Annotated in this window: 20 protein-coding genes; 12 read left to right on the forward strand and 8 right to left on the reverse strand. The window is 40.0% G+C overall.

The features are described from left to right. Positions 1-60 precede the first annotated feature (60 nt). From tatA (BM195_RS01805) to BM195_RS01820, 4 genes are all read left to right on the forward strand, one after another. Positions 61-264: a twin-arginine translocase TatA/TatE family subunit gene (tatA, locus tag BM195_RS01805; protein ID WP_090232686.1), complete on the forward strand. Its 204-nt coding sequence runs from the start codon at positions 61-63 to the stop codon at positions 262-264. Positions 265-283: 19 nt separating this feature from the next. Beyond that, complete coding sequence (gene tatA / locus BM195_RS01810; RefSeq protein ID WP_090232688.1) at positions 284-469, forward strand: twin-arginine translocase TatA/TatE family subunit; 186 nt, start codon at positions 284-286, stop codon at positions 467-469. A gap of 67 nt (positions 470-536) precedes the next feature. Then, on the forward strand, positions 537-1,295 hold the full coding sequence (gene tatC, locus BM195_RS01815; RefSeq protein WP_090232691.1) for a twin-arginine translocase subunit TatC: 759 nt from the start codon (positions 537-539) through the stop codon (positions 1,293-1,295). Between the two features lie 20 nt (positions 1,296-1,315). Further along, positions 1,316-1,537: a YozE family protein gene (locus tag BM195_RS01820; RefSeq protein ID WP_090232693.1), complete on the forward strand. Its 222-nt coding sequence runs from the start codon at positions 1,316-1,318 to the stop codon at positions 1,535-1,537. A 22-nt stretch (positions 1,538-1,559) separates the two neighbouring features. On the opposite strand, the gene BM195_RS01825 is transcribed toward BM195_RS01820, so the two are convergent. After that, the gene (locus tag BM195_RS01825; protein ID WP_090232695.1) at positions 1,560-1,889 is read right to left on the reverse strand and encodes a YolD-like family protein; all 330 of its coding nucleotides are present in this window, start codon (positions 1,887-1,889) and stop codon (positions 1,560-1,562) included. Positions 1,890-2,464: 575 nt separating this feature from the next. Between BM195_RS01825 and vrrA the strand changes: the two genes are divergently transcribed. The 3 genes from vrrA (at position 2,465) to BM195_RS01845 (ending at position 4,213) form a co-directional block, all read left to right on the forward strand. Beyond that, complete coding sequence (gene vrrA / locus BM195_RS01835; protein ID WP_090232704.1) at positions 2,465-2,902, forward strand: VrrA/YqfQ family protein; 438 nt, start codon at positions 2,465-2,467, stop codon at positions 2,900-2,902. Positions 2,903-3,004: 102 nt separating this feature from the next. After that, on the forward strand, positions 3,005-3,958 hold the full coding sequence (gene msrB, locus BM195_RS01840; protein WP_090232707.1) for a peptide-methionine (R)-S-oxide reductase MsrB: 954 nt from the start codon (positions 3,005-3,007) through the stop codon (positions 3,956-3,958). 48 nt (positions 3,959-4,006) lie between these two features. Continuing rightward, entirely contained in the window at positions 4,007-4,213 is a 207-nt protein-coding gene (locus BM195_RS01845) for a DUF6501 family protein (RefSeq protein WP_090232709.1), read from the forward strand. 15 nt (positions 4,214-4,228) lie between these two features. Here BM195_RS01845 and BM195_RS01850 read toward each other — a convergent pair whose 3' ends face one another. Then, positions 4,229-5,425: a M14 family metallopeptidase gene (locus BM195_RS01850; protein ID WP_090232712.1), complete on the reverse strand. Its 1,197-nt coding sequence runs from the start codon at positions 5,423-5,425 to the stop codon at positions 4,229-4,231. A gap of 154 nt (positions 5,426-5,579) precedes the next feature. Here BM195_RS01850 and BM195_RS01855 point away from each other — a divergent pair, with 154 nt between their 5' ends. Next, complete coding sequence (locus tag BM195_RS01855) at positions 5,580-5,819, forward strand: ferredoxin family protein (protein ID WP_090232715.1); 240 nt, start codon at positions 5,580-5,582, stop codon at positions 5,817-5,819. A 35-nt stretch (positions 5,820-5,854) separates the two neighbouring features. On the opposite strand, the gene BM195_RS01860 is transcribed toward BM195_RS01855, so the two are convergent. Continuing rightward, entirely contained in the window at positions 5,855-6,124 is a 270-nt protein-coding gene (locus BM195_RS01860) for an acylphosphatase (protein ID WP_090232718.1), read from the reverse strand. Between the two features lie 484 nt (positions 6,125-6,608). On the opposite strand from BM195_RS01860, the gene BM195_RS01865 reads away from it, so the two are divergent. The 3 genes from BM195_RS01865 to BM195_RS01875 all read left to right on the forward strand — a co-directional run bounded on the left by BM195_RS01865 (position 6,609) and on the right by BM195_RS01875 (position 10,057). Beyond that, entirely contained in the window at positions 6,609-7,253 is a 645-nt protein-coding gene (locus BM195_RS01865) for a 5-bromo-4-chloroindolyl phosphate hydrolysis family protein (protein ID WP_090232721.1), read from the forward strand. Further along, entirely contained in the window at positions 7,250-8,404 is a 1,155-nt protein-coding gene (locus tag BM195_RS01870) for a toxic anion resistance protein (RefSeq protein WP_090232724.1), read from the forward strand. The genes BM195_RS01865 and BM195_RS01870 overlap by 4 nt, the downstream gene beginning before the upstream one ends. A gap of 123 nt (positions 8,405-8,527) precedes the next feature. Further along, positions 8,528-10,057 carry an FAD-dependent oxidoreductase gene (locus BM195_RS01875; RefSeq protein WP_090232726.1) on the forward strand — a complete coding sequence of 510 codons (1,530 nt, stop codon included), beginning with the start codon at positions 8,528-8,530 and terminating at the stop codon, positions 10,055-10,057. A 234-nt stretch (positions 10,058-10,291) separates the two neighbouring features. Here the strand turns inward: BM195_RS01875 and BM195_RS01880 are convergent, their stop codons facing one another. Continuing rightward, a complete protein-coding gene (locus BM195_RS01880) occupies positions 10,292-11,170 on the reverse strand; it encodes a LysR family transcriptional regulator (RefSeq protein WP_170848117.1) in 879 nt (292 codons plus the stop codon). Between the two features lie 111 nt (positions 11,171-11,281). Between BM195_RS01880 and BM195_RS01885 the strand changes: the two genes are divergently transcribed. Continuing rightward, positions 11,282-12,349: a citrate synthase/methylcitrate synthase gene (locus tag BM195_RS01885; protein ID WP_090232732.1), complete on the forward strand. Its 1,068-nt coding sequence runs from the start codon at positions 11,282-11,284 to the stop codon at positions 12,347-12,349. An 893-nt stretch (positions 12,350-13,242) separates the two neighbouring features. Here the strand turns inward: BM195_RS01885 and BM195_RS01895 are convergent. From BM195_RS01895 to BM195_RS01910, 4 genes are all read right to left on the reverse strand, one after another. Next, positions 13,243-13,671, reverse strand: coding sequence for a cell wall hydrolase (locus BM195_RS01895; protein WP_090232736.1), 429 nt, complete (start codon positions 13,669-13,671; stop codon positions 13,243-13,245). A 137-nt stretch (positions 13,672-13,808) separates the two neighbouring features. After that, positions 13,809-14,444 (reverse strand): DUF3889 domain-containing protein, encoded by a 636-nt coding sequence (locus tag BM195_RS01900; RefSeq protein ID WP_090232739.1) that lies wholly within the window; start codon positions 14,442-14,444, stop codon positions 13,809-13,811. A gap of 294 nt (positions 14,445-14,738) precedes the next feature. Further along, the gene (cysK, locus tag BM195_RS01905) at positions 14,739-15,659 is read right to left on the reverse strand and encodes a cysteine synthase A (protein ID WP_090232743.1); all 921 of its coding nucleotides are present in this window, start codon (positions 15,657-15,659) and stop codon (positions 14,739-14,741) included. A 15-nt stretch (positions 15,660-15,674) separates the two neighbouring features. Beyond that, positions 15,675-16,985 (reverse strand): D-serine ammonia-lyase, encoded by a 1,311-nt coding sequence (locus BM195_RS01910; protein WP_244535647.1) that lies wholly within the window; start codon positions 16,983-16,985, stop codon positions 15,675-15,677. Between the last annotated feature and the right edge of the window lie 48 nt (positions 16,986-17,033).

Here is a 17,033-nt window from a genome sequence, read left to right on the forward strand (position 1 = left end):
TAATGTGTATGCAGTGTTGCATTAAACATCATACTAAGTACATAAAAAGAAGGTGCTTCTATGGCTAATATTGGTTTTCCGGGGCTTATCCTGATTTTAGTGATTGCATTGATTATTTTCGGACCCAAAAAACTGCCGGAAATTGGAAAAGCTGTTGGAAATACGTTGCGTGAATTCAAGAAATCGGCACAGGATTTAACCGGTGATGTATCGAATGAGGTTAAAGAAACGAAAGATATCGTAAAAGATGATCAAAATAAATAATCATGCGGAGTGATAATAGATGGGATTAGGCAATATTGGCATTCCTGGTCTAATTTTGATTCTGATCATTGCATTAATCGTTTTCGGTCCATCCAAATTACCCGAAATCGGTAAGGCTGTCGGCAGTTCACTGAAGGAATTCAAGAATGCGACAAAAGAAATCGGTTCGGATGATGCCAGCAATGATCCATCATCAAAGAAATAAGCTATTCACAAGGTGTAGGGGAATAACCTTACATCTTCTTTTGTGCTGGGAATAGGAGCGTGGACAAATGTCTGAGGAGCAATTTCAAAATGAAAAAGAGATGAATGTGGTAGGGCATTTATCTGAATTGAGAAACCGGCTTATTGTGACAGCAGTAGTTTTTGTTATATTTTTTGCAGCAGGATTTATGTATATTGAAGAAATTTATGGTTTCATTGAAGCTGATTTGCCATTCAAGTTGAGTGTCACTGGTCTGACTGATCTTATATCCGTTTATTTGACGCTGGCAGGTGTGATCGCTATAACAGGTACGTTACCAATATTATGTCTGCAAATCTGGCTATTCATAAAACCTGGTTTAACCAGGCCAGAACAGAAAGTGACATTAATGTATGTACCGGTTATCTTCATTCTGTTCGTTACAGGTATTGTTTTTGGCTATTTGATTTTTGTCGAACTGGTTATACCGTTTTTGCTTTCATTAAATGATGGCATGTTCAACGAAATATTTACATACGACCGATATTTTAAATTATTATTCCGAATTGTTATACCGTTTGCTTTATTTTTTGAAATACCAATTATTGCGATGTTTCTTACCCGGCTTGGGATTATCACACCGCACTTCATGCGGAAAATGCGCAAGTATGCCTATCTGATACTTGTCATTGTCGGTGCACTGATTACACCGCCTGATTTTGTTTTACAAATTGTTGTGGCGATACCGTTAGTTCTTTTATACGAAATCAGTATCTTTCTTTCCCAAATCATCTATCGCAAAAAGCTGAAAAAGCACGAGGAGTTCATGGAAAATAACCATGCCTGAGTAGTGAGGTGTTCTGTGACATGCGCTCATTTTATCATTATTCATTGACTTATAGAGGGAAAAAAGAGCCAGATGATAAAAGCCGTCTCGCTGACTGGATATTTTATGATCATGATTTCCCGAAACATTCTGCGGACTATCATGAAATTAGCAGCTACCTGGAATGGAACAGTCCGTTCGCCAATGCTTTAGCTGCCTTTGACCAGCTATGGGAAGCCTATAAACTAAATAATATGGATTAGGCTCCGGAATGACCGGAGCCTTTTATATAAATGTGAGTGATAATATATCGTGAAACGCGATTCGTTTATTGGATTGATCGGATATCTTCAGTAGAATGCTGTTTGTTTGACTGTCAAGCTTTTTTATCATTCCCGTTCGCTCAGTGATACCACCGTTTTCATAAATACGCAGGCAAACAGGAGATTGCAGTTCAAACGCCTCCAGCAGTTGATCATCCAACAATGCTGTCTGCTGCTCATCAACAGTTGGTTTGAGTGTTTTTCCATCATGTTGCCACATTTCTTTTAACAACTCCACATGTTCCGGCAGCATTAATGATGACCATTTGATACTCCCACGATCTCTTGGCATTTTCTTCACCTCAAATACCATTATATAAAAACATATGTTCGTATTCCATTAAAAATGCAGTCACACCATATAATATTCCCAGTGAAGACCGGTGACATAACAATGCGAAAAAAATTAAACAAACGTTTGATCAATTTTTAACTGGAGATATTCAGCATTTGCATTCAAACACAAATAAAATTACTGTATTCCTGATTTTTCGGCAAAATTCCATGTTAATATTGTAGCATTATGTTGACTCGTGCGGTTGCCCGGGAAATATTCACTTATGAGAGGGGAACCACCATTTTATGAAATCGGCATATTTACAACCTTTGACCAACATAATAAAAGATGGGATATACGGTTTCCGATCATGTGCTGTAGAGACCTATTGGATTTTAGATTGCAGCAAAAGTGACCGTGATTTACAGCCTGTTTTTTATCATTCAGGTGATGCATCTGCTGTTAATACTAAATCATACCATTTTTAAATGAATTCACGGATAAGTGCCTACACTAATGCATATTGACCACGTACAATAACCTAAGTGACTTTATCCCGCATGTAAATTTAGCGGAAGGAGAGGATCATAATGGTATGGCCTATTCAGCAACAGCGTCCTATGAATGGCATAATGCCGCATCAGGAATTTTTTCCGGGAAGGCCGCCCCAACAACCGGCATCTAAGGGATTACAGCAATTTTTATCACCTCAAGCTTCACAAAGTCTGTTATCACCGGAACGGCTCAGTGGTTTTTCACAAAAACTTACGAATGTGCAGCAAGTATTAAATGTGGTTCAGCATGCGGCCCCGATTGTACAGCAATACGGGCCAATGGTAAAAAACCTGCCAATGCTGTTTAAACTAATGAAAGCGTTGAATGAAGATGACGCTGATGAAAATGCGGAAAGTGAAAACAAGCTTGAGAGTGAGGAAGAAGCAGCAGATGCATATCAAGAAGTCCCATCTGCCGAAACAGAGATTGATTCGGAAAAACCGGGTGAATCAACTCCCAAATTATTTATTTAAAAAATCCTGCAAAATTAATAAGTCCAATTCAAGCAGACGATTTGATTTTTTCTGTTAAAAACGAAAAAATAAGGATAGGATAATCGTGAATGGAGGTATACTATGACGACTGAATTGGCTACATTTGCAGGTGGATGCTTCTGGTGTATGGTGGAGCCGTTTGATGAACGTCCGGGGATCGAAAGTGTCGTTTCAGGTTATACAGGCGGACACGTCGAAAACCCGACATACGAACAGGTTTGTTCGGATACAACCGGCCATGTGGAAGCAGTCCAAATCACATTTAATCCTGACATCATGCCTTATGAAGAACTTGTCAATACGTTTTGGCAGCAAATTGACCCGACCGATGCCGGCGGTCAATTTAATGATAGAGGGGAATCTTACCAGACAGCTATTTTCTATCAAAATGAACAACAGCGTCAAATTGCAGAACAATCCAAACAACAGCTGGAGGAGAGCGGTAAGTTTTCTAAGCCGATTGTTACACCCATTCTCCCTGCGAAAACTTTTTACAGAGCAGAGGAGGAACATCAGGACTACTATAAAAAGCAGTCTTTTCATTATCGGCTGTACAAAAAGGGGTCAGGAAGAGAAGACTTTATTCATCAAAACTGGAAGCAGAATCCCGATAAGTCCGAGTTAAAAGCAAAACTCACCCCAATCCAGTACAGTGTCACACAAGAAAACGGCACGGAACGTCCTTTTGATAATGAATACTGGAACAATGAAGAAGAAGGAATATATGTTGATCTCATTTCGGGTGATGTACTGTTCTCCTCACAGGATAAATTTGATGCGGGCTGCGGCTGGCCAAGCTTTACAAAACCGGTCGATCCATACCAAGTTGAGGAGAAAACCGACACAAGCCATGGCATGATCCGGACCGAAGTGAGAAGCAAACAAGCCGATTCACACTTGGGGCATGTATTCAATGACGGACCAAAAGATAAAGGCGGATTGCGCTACTGCATGAACTCAGCCGCCATGAAATTTATTCCAAAAGAAGAGATGAAAGAACAGGGCTACGAAAATTACTTACACCTTTTTGAATAAATTAACAATAATATTATTATGTAAACTAAACAGGGGGGGGAGATAAACGTGATTCACTTAAATTGGGAAGAGACCGAAACCATTAAAAAAATTGAATGTGTGCATGCTGACGCCGATAAATTTATTGTCCACGGCAAATTAACCCCAGGTAAACAGTATGAAGTCAAAAATGAAACAGATGAGTTCTATTTCATTATCGACAACAGCAATCGGATTGGCGGATTTTATAAAGATTATTTTAAAGAAGTGAAATAACAGGCGAACAGCCTGTTATTTCTGCAAATATAAGTTTGCCAGCATAATCCCCAGCGTTTCCTGATATATTTCCTCAAACTGGCCGAATGGCAGCGGGTTTATACCGGTTCCCAGTTCAACCGTGTAGCCGGGGCGTCTGAATTCCTGTATAAACCAATCTTTATAGCCGGCATAGTTGTCTAGATGCTGTACAGACCTGTAGTTGCTTACACAACTGTATATATTTACAATATCTCGTGCAACTGATGGTTCCATGCCATTGAAGCCCCAATAAATCTCTTCTCCCTGTGTATGGAGCGCATGGACACGACGGAAGTTTCGCTTTTTTGTCAAGTCAGCCATTGCGATTGCTTCCGGTTCCGATAACGGGTATGGCCCGGGATAATCTCTCGGTTCCGGGGAATCAGGTTTTCGTGCTGCTTCAACTTCCCAAAATGCTGGATATTGCTTATTCAAATCAACCCCTGCAATGTTTGCTTTCCAGTTCGAAAAATCCGGGTTCTGATCATTAAGCGCCAATACGTTATCCTGGTAAGGACCCGCTGCAGATGCACCATCAAGTACCAGATTAACCCCATCCGGATTAACCATCGGTACAATTGATAAAGTTGTCTCCAAAAAACAGGAATGTGCATTCACATCTCTTATGGGCTTTTTATTTGTCAATGAACGCGCGTATTCATTGATAAAACGCATCATCACAGAAGTTGTTATCCACTCATTGGCATGAAACGATCCATTCACATGAACTTGTTTGTCGCCAGTGCCTACTCTCAATTCAATGATATCTTTTCCCATGACTGAACTGCCGATCGCCTGCTGGACAATAAATGGGAAAACCGTTCGTAACCGGTCAATATCACGTACCATTTGATCAAATGTATAATGATCCAAATCCGATATGATGAGATTGTTGACACGTTCCGGGATGACAATTTGCTGGCCGATTTGCATATTGTCGGGTTCAATGGAAGGATTTGCCAATTGCAGCATATCGAACGGGACATTTTGCTCGATTGCAATATGCCATAGTGTATCGCTTCCAGTTATCTGGTAAGGACGTCCCATATAACCCGGTATTTGCACAGTTTGACCAATCGTTAGCTGATTAAGGTTTATTTCCGTATTGGATTGTTCAATCAGAACCAGTGGAACATCAAATAATTCACTATAAAACCGGATTGAATCATTCGGGCGGGTGGTAACTTCCATACATCATCACTCCTCGAGCATAACAGGATAATTAATACTATGTATCTTCGCTGTCTATGTGTTACCTGGCTTGAAACAGGCCGCTATATTCTGTACTATATATGTATAAGAAATGATTTGGTCTTTTCTTTATTTCTTTGAAGGAGGAGTTCGCTTGGCTTTTGTTATTACATCACCTTGCATAAATGAAAAATCAGGAGAATGTGTAGAAGTTTGTCCTGTCGACTGTATAGAAGAAGGAAAAGACATGTTCTATATTGATCCGGATATCTGTATCGACTGTGGTGCGTGTGAAGCTGTCTGCCCGGTCGAAGCCATTTATATGGAAGATGAAGTACCTGAACAGGAAGAAAAGTATATCGAAATGAACCGCAAGTTTTTTGAAGAAAGTTAGACAGACAGCCGCTATCTTATGGTAGCGGCTGTTTATTATCGAATCGAAAAATCGCTGTAGCCTTTTTCTTCCCGTTGAGTATCCACCTGCATATCCCGTACATGAATAAATGGACTGAATCCTTTTTCCAGTTCACTCAAAAATGTATGCACCTGACTGTCGTCACCTTCCAATTCCAATTCAACTGTACCATCTGATTTATTTTGGACCCACCCATTTAAATTATATTGGTTAGCATGCTGCTGTGCCGTATATCGGAAACCGACTCCCTGAACACGTCCACTTACGATGACATGTGCCAGCATCTTTATCCGCTCCTTTACGAATCGTACCTAATCATACATGGCCGTATAATGCTTAGATGAAACTACCCGATTTCCATCTCTTATATCAAAAGATATTGCTTTCCGTCAAGTTGATTATTTCGATAATAATGTTACTAAATTTTCGTGATAATTGTCACATAAATGTAATTTTGCTCATAAATGAATTGTTACCCGTTATACAGCATGATATTCTGAATCCAACAGCAGGAAAACTGAATAGGGGAAACTTTAAACGACATCAGCGAGGTGAATCGAAAATGTCTGGTCCTGCCCTAAAGTATTAAAAAAAGAGCTGAAGGCAGTCTATGATTGCTTTCAGTCCTTTATTATTCTGTTAATATTTTGGAAAATCGAACAGGTTGATTTACAATAGACATATGAAACGTTTTGTTGATCGTTTCCGTATAATAGGCAACGTTGACATTTAATCGTGTTTTTTGATGATTAATAGGAGCTGACATATATGCGACGCTTTTTCCAATTTCTATTACAGTCATTGATTGGTACCTCTGCAGCTGTGCTGACAGGTTTGATCAGTTTTTTTGCCTTTGGTACAGCTGTTTTGATGTCCGCCTTGTATGCTGTCATCGCTGGTGGAGCCTGTTACTTTTTAATCAAAGAGCTCATGTTTTTTCGCTATTTACAGCAAAAAGAACTAAGCCGAAAAGAATATAAATATATCAACGAGAATCTTCTTGAAGCGAAAGCCAAAATCAAACGTCTGCAACGGACATTATATAGTGTCCGCAATTGGCAGCAGGCAAAAAAATACATTAAAATTCTTGTGACCGTCCGGAAAATATATGCCAATACAAAAAAGGAACCACGCCGTTTTTATCAGGCAGAAGTGTTTTACTACAAACATCTGGATTCTCTTGTGGCATTAATGGAAAAATATGCTTATCTGAAATCACAGCCATCCCGCTCAAAGGAAATCAATCAAGCTCTCGATGAGACACGCCAAACGATCACGGCATTGGGTGAAGCCATCAATAAAGATTTGTATGTGATGCTGCATGACGATGTAGATACACTGCAATTTGAACTGGATGTAGCCAACCAATCATTCAAAAAAGCAGTTAAAGAAGAAAGTGAGGCATTGAAATGAACGAACATGATAAAATACTACAATCACTTGACAGCGATGACCTATTGTCAAACCCGTTCGGGGCTCAGGATAATCAGGATAATGTCACCAGCCAAACGGACAAACCGGACAAGCTGATCGATCAATTACCTGAAGAGAGCCGAAAAAAGGCTTTACAGCTGGCAAAACAGATCGATGCAAACAATTACCAATCGATCACCCAATATGGAACAGAAGCGCAATCGAAGCTGCTCGATTTTTCCCATTCCATGCTGGAACATGTGCAAAAAAATGATACTGGGGAAATAGACAGTGTTCTTGAGAACCTGATGAAAAAATTGGAGCAGGTGGACCCGGATGAGCTGAAACCAGAAAAACGCGGAGTAATGTCACGCTTATTCGGAAAAATTTCCAACTCTGTAAACGAAATTTTGTCGAGATATCAGAAAACGGGTGCCCAAATTGACCGGATCAGTGTGAAACTCGACAATTATAAAAGTGTTCTGACTAAGGATAACGAGCTGCTGCAGCAAGTATTTGACAAAAATAAGGAATATTTTGATGCGCTCAACATCTATATCGCAGCTGGGGAGGTCAAACGTGAAGAATTGGAAACAGAACTGATTCCTGAGCTGAAGCGTAAGGCTGAGACATCCGACAATCAGATGGATGTACAAGAGGTAAACGACGTGATGCAATTTGCCGAACGCCTGGATAAACGTGTACATGATCTGAAGCTGAGCCGTCAGATTACAACCCAAAGCGCACCGCAAATTCGTCTCATTCAAAATACAAACCAGGCACTCGTCGAAAAAATCCAGTCATCCATTTTGACGGCGATTCCACTTTGGAAAAATCAAATTGCCATTGCCCTGACACTGGTACGGCAACGACATGCCATGGAAGCTCAGAAGCAGGTGTCAGAAACAACCAATGACCTGATCCTGAAAAATTCCGAAATGCTGCAGACGAATTCAATCGAAACGGCAAAAGAAAACGAACGCGGCCTGGTCGATATCGAAACATTGAAACAAACACAGGAAAATCTGCTGAATACGATAGAAGAAACGATGCAGATTCAGACTGAGGGCAGAGAAAAACGTCATCAGGCAGAGAAAGAATTAATAGGTATGGAAGATGAACTAAAAACTAAACTCCTTGAATTAAAATAGCATTCAAATCGGGCGATAAACCCGATTTTTTTATTTTTAAGATCCGATGATGACCATGAATAAAACCTGATCAGTGAGTGAAAATAAAAATAACGAATAATGATACCTGGAAGGATTGATGATATGGCCAATTCTGTAAATATCCCACAGTTTCCGCAAGCTTTCTGGAGAGATTCTGTTTCACTCCCTGATTTTCCAAAACTAAATGAATCTATTAGAACGGAAGTCGCAATTGTCGGCGGGGGAATCACCGGCATCACAGCAGCTTATTTGCTGACGAGACAAGGCATGAAAGTTACATTAATCGATGCAAGTGACCTGTTGAACGGGGTTACAGGTCATACAACAGCCAAAATCACCGCCCAGCACGGTATTATTTACGATGAATTGATCCAGCATTTTGGAAAAGACAAAGCATCCCTGTATTATCAGGCTTGTATGGATGCCAAACAGCTGATTGAGGACACGATCCAAACACATCAGATAGACTGTGATCACCGACAAGAGGATGCTTACATTTTTACAAATTCAGACTCATATGTATCACAGTTGGAAACAGAAAAGAAAGCATACGAACAACTTGACATTCCAAGTGAATTAACAAGCAGCGTGCCACTCGACATTCCGGTTAAATCCGGATTAAGAATGGACAACCAGGCACAATTTCATCCGCTTAAATATTTAAAGGTACTTGTCGATGAGGCTGTCAAAAACGGTCTGGATATATACGAACAGACAACAGCAGTTGACATTGAATATAACAAACATCCAACTATTGTCACTAGAGAAGAACACCGGATTAACTGCAATTATGTCATTCAGGCATCCCATTATCCGTTTTATGACGGCGAGGGGTTTTATCCGACTCGAATGTACCCTGAACGCTCCTATATTGTCGCGGTTAAAACATCCGAAACTTATCCTGGAGGAATGTATATCAACGCTGAATCACCAACACGATCAGTCAGATCGACCAATATGAATGGTGAGGACTTATGGCTGATTTCCGGCGAAAATCATAAAACAGGGCAAGGCAAATCAACGATGAAACATTACGAGGCACTCCAGCAGTATGCCGAAAAACAATTTGGCATATCTGAATTTGTTTACAGGTGGTCAGCACAGGATTTAACGACCATGGACAAGGTACCGTATATCGGACCGGTTACGAAAAATGAGGATAACGTTTTTGTTGCAACAGGCTATCGCAAATGGGGTATGACAAATGGAACGATCGCTGCCAAAATAATCAGTGACCGAATCCTGGATGAGGATAATCCCTATGCTGAACTATACGTTCCATCACGATTTCAAGCTGATCCAGATGTTCGAAAGTTCACAAGTATGAATGCAGATGTTGCGAAGCATATGATACGAGGGAAACTTGAATATACCAATGATAACGTGAAGGACCTTTCCGCAGATGATGCAACGGTAACCAGGGTGAACGGGAAACGAACAGGTGTTTATAAGGACCAGGATCATCAGTTGTATGCTGTCGATACAACATGCAAACATCTTGGCTGTGAAGTGAATTGGAATTCAGGTGACCGGACATGGGACTGCCCATGCCATGGATCACGATATTCCTATACAGGCGAGGTGATCGAAGGCCCGGCAAAAGAACCGCTGAATAAAGTTGAATTGGAATAGTAATAAAAAAGCAGCTGATTTGGCTGCTTATCATTTTTTGGTGGAATTTTTCGAAAAATGCACTTTGTACGCTACTATTTAGTCAAATATTAAAAGTTACTAAATGACAATATAAAAAGTTGAGAGGAGGAGGTAAATGAGACTGGGATAACCTTTTAAATAACAAACTCAAGCAATACCTTGAATCTTAAACTTGGAATAATAGGCAGTCACGCATATTGGCTGCTTTTTGTTTTAACTAAAATGAAAATTAGAGATGAATTCCATAAAATTACGTTCTATTTCATGTTCATATTTATAAATAATGTACATGCTTGCAGTTGGTAATGTCATAAAGGATACTGGTATTTCCAATAATCTTCCCTCCATAATTTCACGATTGATGATTGATTTGGGCAGAAAACTGACCCCGATTCCTTCCAGAACAAATCGCTTTGCAATATGTGACTGTGAAACCTTCATTAACTTATATGGGGATAGATATTTTTTGAGTTGTGCTTTAATATCATCCCAGTAGGCTGGATGATTATCGGTCAACATAATATTATGTTCCAAAAGCTCTTTCGCATCAATGATCGGACCAGATTCAGCATCGTAACCGTCATGATTGCTTACAAGGACAACAGATTCCTCATGAAATTTAAACGTATTGACGGCGGAATTTCCCCGCAAACATGATAACCCAATATCAACATTTCCACTCTCCACATCATCTGAGATTTGTCTGGACTCCAAAACCTGTATGGATATCTCAACATTTGGGTGCTGTTTCGTATATGCCCGTAACACACTCGGTAAAATCGTATCGGCAAGAAGGGGAGAGATAGCAATGCGAATGGTTTTATCATAACCCTGTCTGTAGCGATTTATTTGACTAAGACTTTTTTCATACTGCCCGAGTATTCTTTTAGCTTCCTGGTGAAATAATCGGCCAGTCTCTGTCAGTATAATCTTTCTGCCGTTTTTCACAAACAATTTATCACCGATTTCATTTTCCAGCTGTCTGATTTGAAAGGTTACGGCGGGCTGCGTGATGAACAATTTTTCGGCTGCCATTCTAAAATTCTCATATTCCGCAGCAGCAACAAAGATCTCCAGTGTTCGTGTATCCACCATATCACCTCATCAATAAAATATATTTATTATAATAACAAAAAATATGAAATTTTAATAATTAATATATTGATTTAAACTGGAATTAGTAAAAGGGAAGGAGCGAGCGTCATGTTAAAACCAGGTTTAAAAGGAATCACTGCAGTGGAAACAGCATTAAGCTTGATTGATGGTCAGAAAGGTGATTTAAAGTATCGCGGACTGCCGATTGAGCAGTTGGTCAAACATTATTCATTTGAAGAAACAGCCTATTTTTTGCTGTATGGACATTTTCCGTCAGAAAAAGAACAAAAAATATTTGAGACGGATTTTAAAAAACACCGTTATATACCGGAACATACGAAACAAATCATTGCCATGCTGCCACAAAGCATGTCAATGATGGATGTGCTCCGTACAGCTCTATCATCATTAAAGATTACAGAAACTGCCGATATTGATCTGGCACGAAAAATGATGGCACTTATGCCGGCAATTATTTCATACCGGTACAGGAAAATGAACGGCAACTATGAAGTGAAGCCAGATGATCAGCTTGGTCACGCTGAAAATTTTCTATATATGTTAAATGGAGAAACTAATCAAACACATGCCAAATTGCTTGAAACTTACATGATCCTGACAATGGAACATGGCTTGAATGCCTCAACATTTGCAGCTAGAGTTACCATTTCAACACAAAGCGATATCGTTTCTGCCATCACAAGTGCTATTGGAACCATGAAAGGACCATTGCACGGAGGTGCGCCGTCTGGCGTGATTGAATTATTGGATGAAATTAAATCGGAGCATAACATAAGTGAAATCATTCACAAAAAACTTGAGAATAAAGAACGAATTATGGGATTCGGGCATCGTGTCTATAAAACGGTTGATCCGCGCGCAGAGGCACTAAAAGAAAAAATACGGGAATTGGAAGATTGGCCGGACTGGATAGACTTGGCATTAAAAACTGAACAAGAAACAATAAACATTCTAAAAGCACACAAACCTGACCAAAATCTTTATACCAATGTCGAATACTATGCAGCAGCCATCATGAAGTCATTAGAAATGGATCCAGAATTATTTACACCAATATTCAGTTCAAGCCGGGTTGTCGGATGGTGTGCGCATGCGATCGAGCAGGTAAATAACAATACGATTTTCCGGCCAAAAGCAGTGTATATTGGAAATTAGCAAATTATCATGAGATATTCACGTTATAAAAAAATCGTGTTTTATAGCGTGAATTTTCGTTTTGTCTCACTATCATGAGAATACTTACTAGTGAGACACTTGATCATCATTTTGTATATAACTTCCTATAATGTATATTATGTCTACTAGAAGATAAAAAGATTATAACAAATATACTCCAAAAATTTGTAAGTTTATATCATCAATTACTATTGAGCTTCCTTTTTTGAACTGCATTTTTATGTACTTTTCAGCCTCTGTCTTTTAGCAATCCTACAAGGTAATGTTTCTAATTGAAATTCATCAAACTTTCTTTTTAAAAATAACCCTTTATCTTTGTATAGCCAGTTTGAAAATAATTTGATTGTTTTTCTTCCACTAACATAAACCCTATAATATGTGCCATGTTCCGTAAAATTAGTTTCAAAACCTAATTTTTCAAGTTCATTTTTCAGTGAAATCTTGAAAGCTTCAGAGCCACCTATTCCACGAACCCGTCCCCTATTCATCCGGAAATTCAGGTAATTTGATCGAACTTGATTTATTCGTCATGACGCCATGGATTTTTATTAGATCACCTTGCTGAAACGTTAGCCTTTGCTGCAATTTCTGTTGTACTCATACCATCCTTATACAGACTTATGATCTTATTCGCAGCAAGTGTTCGTTTTCTCCTTTTTTTTTGTCAAGTCATAATATCCCTCCATATAAATTTAACAGATCATTTGTTCGTATGATATTATATAATACTCAAAAGATAATTTATACATATTTTTCTAAAAAATAAAAATAACGAACAGCTCATGTACTGTCCGTTATCATGCAAGATCTTTTTCCTGTAAACATTTTCTCATACTATAATCAGCTTTAAACTTGGATGTGTTACCATTCACTTAAAACGTACTGTAGACTTCCTCACATTCTCCACCGGTTGGTTCATAAAAACAATGAAGCTTATATCGTCCCACAAGAGGCTGATCATACCAAGTCGCCGGACAATCTCCTCCAGGCCTGAAGTACCATAAACTATATTTAGCAGGCCAGCGCTTTTCTCCATTTATCACTCTGCGGGCCAGCCTTTTTTCACTTTCTCTGGCTCTTTGATAAAACATGCCATGTTGTACTGCCTCGTATGCGGTCGGCTGATGAATGACTTCGGGCAAGTTATCTAATCCCGCAAAATCAGAACATTCGACTCTTACCCGATTTACTGTAACAGCACCAACATGCAGCATGCCCAGTTGTCCTTCTCCGACAGCTTCAGCTCTAAGCAACCTTGCTAAAAGGTTGATATGCTTATTTGTAGCTCTTATAACAGCCATGTTGTCACCTCCATCATTTTAAATACCTTGCACTATCTCTATGGGCTTAAATATTGCCTGTTTATATCCGAATAAAAGTCAGCATTCCAAAACAGACAATCATCTGGTACTAATGTCCAGGTTAAGTTACATCAATATTAAACTTTATTAATATCAAACGAGATAACCCTATTATTATTCGGGTTATAAACAACACTTGCCCGTACAGTAATCGTTTCTTGAGTTGACTGCAGGGTATATTCGTAAGTTTCTCTTGTTTGTGATGCAGATTCCTCTGTTTTACCTGCAAAGCTGTATTCGGTCACATTGTAACCGGGATATGCTGTTTGTGTTATCTCCAATAAATACCTGCCCCACTGCTGCTGCTCCATTTGTGAGACTGGTAGGATTTGAATATCGATGACACCTTGCTGTGGATTAGCCCCTAACGTTTCAAATACTCTGCGGTGTAAATTAAGACGATTATCCGGAAAACCGGATACCTGATCAACGACCTCCACCAGAATGGATCTTCCGGTGACTGGATAGATAATTTGAAGTGTCTGACCGCATTGATATGGAGAATTTTCGCCAACCGCCGCAGTCATGTACAGATTATCTGACCAGGGAATACCACATTTGGTCAGCTGTCCGCCTTCTGTCCAAGTAGCCTGACCGCTGATTGGCTGCTGCCGGGAATCATGATACATAACATGTTGTTCATAAATTTGCTGAGGATCATATGGATGGTACACGTATGGATTGTTTTTAAAATATGGATTGATTGGATACATCTTTCTCCCCCTGTCTGAATGCAAATTCTTCAATACCATATGCCTCCGCAAATACATCTGTGACAGATGCCTTTAATACGCAGTTCTTAGACAGGTTTGCCCGTAAATAGACTAAGACGGAAAGGGGGTATTACATGAAGCAGCTTGATTGGCAAATGGTACTTTTTGTGGGAGGTTATCTTATACAAGATTGCTGGCTTTATTGGGGATTGCCGCGGATTTATTATTGGGAATCCGTAAACATGAAAAAATAAAAGAGCAGCTTGCGGGCTGTTTAAGCTGCTCTTCACCAGTTTACGCATCAAACAAATTCATGCTTAAATAACGTTCACCTGTATCAGGTGCCATACATAAAACTTTTTTGCCTTTCCCAAGCCGTTTGGCCACTTTCACGGCTGCATACACTGCGGCAGCACCTGATAATCCAATAAAGATCCCTTCTTTTCGGGGGAGTGTTTTGAACATGTCAACCGCATTTTCATCTTCAATCTGCAAAATTTCATCATAAACTGAGGTGTTTAATATATCGGGAACGAACCCAGGGCTTGTGCCAACCAGTTTATGAGAGCCCGGCTTTCCTCCTGACAATACAGGGGATCCTTTTGGCTCGGCTACAGCAATATGCAAATCTGGCAGCTTTTTCTTCAGTACCTCCCCTGTACCAGTAATGGTCCCGCCGGTTCCGGCAGTTGCCACAAATGCATCCAGTTCCCCGTCCATCTGCTCAAAAATTTCCCGGGCAGTCGTTGTCCGGTGAATATTGGGATTAGCGTGATTTTCGAATTGCTGCGGAATAAAACTGTTTGGTATTTCCTTGTTTAATTCTTCCGCTTTTCTGATTGCTCCGGGCATCTTATCTTCGCTCGGCGTTAACACAACTTCAGCTCCGAACGCTCTTAAAATGTTCCGGCGCTCCTGTGTACTGTTGTCCGGCATCACCAGAATCGCCCGATAACCTTTCGCTGCTGCATTCATCGCCAGCCCTATCCCGGTATTGCCGCTCGTCGGTTCAATAATCGTAGCACCAGGTTTGATCAGCCCTTCCTCTTCCGCCATTTTAATCATGTTATACGCCGCACGATCCTTGACACTTTTACTCGGATTAAACGATTCCAGTTTTAAAAAAATGTCAGCTGCATTTTCCGGTACCATATCATGTAATTGAACAACCGGTGTTTCCCCGATTAACTCGGTCATATTTTGAGCCACTTTCATGATAAAACAACCTTCCTAAATTAAACTCTTTCCTTTATTATAAAACTTTTGCATATCTTTTTCAGGTACAAGCGACCCACCAGTTGCCCAGGCGATATGAATGGCATTGCCTGGATCGATATTATGTTCCCGGATATATGGAAATATCCGTTCAGGGCCGATGAGTCCCGCAGCTGCTGACGGTTCCAGATAGATCTTTTCACTGTCAGCAAGGATGGCCAGTAAACGATACAATTCATCATCTTCCATTGTATAAATCCCGCTTACCAATTGATCACTGATTGCTGTCGCAAAACGAGAAGGCCGACCAACAGCCAATCCATCTGCTTCTGTCCGGTTATCGATTCCGAAATCCTGTACACTGACATGATCCATTTCGCCGGTGGCAAGCCCAATCAATACAGAAGGTGAATGAGTCGGCTCAGCAAAAAAACAGTGAACATCATCACCGAAAACCTGCTTAAGACCAAATGTGATGCCACCCGGTGATCCGCCTACGCCACAAGGTAAGTAAACAAATAATGGATGATCAGCATTCACTGAAATATTTTCCTGCTGCAGCTGTTTTTCCAGCCTTAGAGCAGCAACACTATAACCTAAAAATAAATGCTTAGAATCTTCATCATCAACAAAATAGCCATTGGGATCTGCCATTGTCTTTTCCCTGCCTGCAGAAATGGCTTTACTGAAATCCCCCTCCAATTCCAGGACCTCAGCACCTTTTGCACGCAATAAATCTTTTTTCCACTGTTTAGCATCAGTTGACATGTATACAGATACATTGAAACCAAGTTTAGCACTGATAATGCCGATACTCAGCCCTAGATTCCCGGTAGATCCAACACCTATTGAATACTGACTGAAAAACGTTTTGAATTGTTCACTTGAAAATACGTCATAATAATCATCCTCGTGCAGCATCCCGGCATCAAGTGCCAGTTGTTCGGCATACTGCAAGACTTCGTAAACACCCCCTCTTGCTTTGATGGATCCAGCAATAGGCAATTCATTGTCACACTTCAGATGAAAATCGCCAGTCATACCAGGGAAACAGCGACTTTTCATATGACTGATCCTTATTAGAGGTGATTCAATCACGCCATTTGTATCAGCCGTTTCAGGGAATTCGTTTTTAAAATATGGGGCAAAACGCTGCCATCGTAATTCGGCTTCTTCTATATGTTCACGCATAAATGGCAATGATGCTGTTTCATTCATTTTTTTGAGATTCGGGTTCATCCAAAATACAGGATTTAAAGCAAGAATGTCTTTGAGTATTGGTTTTCTTGTTTGCCAGTCGTTAATTTCCTGCAGTGTATAAACGATCGTGATCACCTTCTTTTTATTCAGTTTATGATTACCATTCCCGAGTTA

Origin of the sequence: Lentibacillus halodurans (genome assembly GCF_900112045.1) — a bacterium.
In the GTDB taxonomy this organism is placed as follows: Bacteria; Bacillota; Bacilli; order Bacillales; family Amphibacillaceae; genus Lentibacillus; species Lentibacillus halodurans.